Source organism: Streptomyces sp. sk2.1 (assembly GCF_008120935.1).
Classification (GTDB): Bacteria; Actinomycetota; Actinomycetes; order Streptomycetales; family Streptomycetaceae; genus Streptomyces.
Genome location: NZ_RDBO01000230.1, coordinates 1 through 953, shown reverse-complemented (window position 1 = coordinate 953; position 953 = coordinate 1). Strand labels below are relative to the sequence as shown.

Below are 953 nucleotides of genomic sequence, written 5' to 3'. Positions count from 1 at the left end.
TCCTCGCCGCGACGCGTGTCCACGGCCCGCCAGACCGTGCCCTGGGCGCCGCGCGCGATCGGCGCGAGCAGCCGGTACCGGTCGGCGAGCATCCCCCCTGCTTCCATGCGCCGTAGCGTACCGGCGCACGGGTGCGCCGGTGTCAGGCGCCGGCGAGTGTGAGGATCACGGTGTCGGTGGTGGTGGTGATCTGCACGGCGGTCGTGCCCGAGCTCGCGGTGAACGTGCCGCCGATGTCGACCACGGTGTACTGGGCGCCTTCGAGGGAGGACCGGTAGGCGTCGAGTGTGGCCTCGGGATCGTCCGTACGGTACGTGAGGACGTACGCGTTCTTGCTTCCGGTCACGGAGGTGAGCTCCCCCTTCGGCAGCGGCAGACCGGCGGGCAGGTCGTCCGGGGCCTTCACACCGGCGACGGTGGCGTCGTCCGAAGAGTCGCCCGTGTTGCCGGAGGCGGCGTCGTCCGGAGCTGCGGGGGAGGTGGCGGCGGGCTTGCCGGAGCCCTCGGGTTCGCCGCCGTCGCTGCCGCAGGCGGTCAGACCGAAGACGGCGAGGGCGGCGACAGCGGCGAGCGAAGTGGTGCGCGTCCAGGACACGATGACATCCCGTCAGTTCGAGGGTGGTCGGGCTTCCGGAGAGATTGACACATGAAAACCATCTTTGACAAGTGTAAAAAGCGCTCGTAGGGTGTCCCCATGGACCAGGCCGCCATGACGCGCAACCAGGAACTCCAGCGCCAGTGGTACGGCGCTCCGCTCGGTGAACTCTGCCGGGACCTGTGCACCCTGTTCGCGGTGACCCAGTCCGGGCTCGCGGAGATCCTCGGGGTCTCACCGGCCATGCTCAGCCTCGTCATGCGTGCCCAGCGCGCCCGGATCGCCAACCCCGACGCCGCGGCCCGCCTCTCGGCGGTGCTCCGCCTCGCCCACGACGTCCGCGCCGGCACCGTACCGG

Annotated in this window: 1 protein-coding gene and 1 pseudogene; one reads left to right on the top strand and one right to left on the bottom strand. The window is 70.8% G+C overall.

Features of this window, described 5'->3' with window-relative positions:
• Nucleotides 1-142: 142 nt before the first annotated feature.
• A complete protein-coding gene (locus tag EAO76_RS42980; protein WP_148841636.1) occupies nucleotides 143-595 on the bottom strand; it encodes a hypothetical protein in 453 nt (150 codons plus the stop codon).
• A 99-nt stretch (nucleotides 596-694) separates the two neighbouring features.
• Here EAO76_RS42980 and EAO76_RS42975 point away from each other — a divergent pair.
• Nucleotides 695-953, top strand: a pseudogene (locus EAO76_RS42975) (DNA-binding protein); the annotation flags it as partial.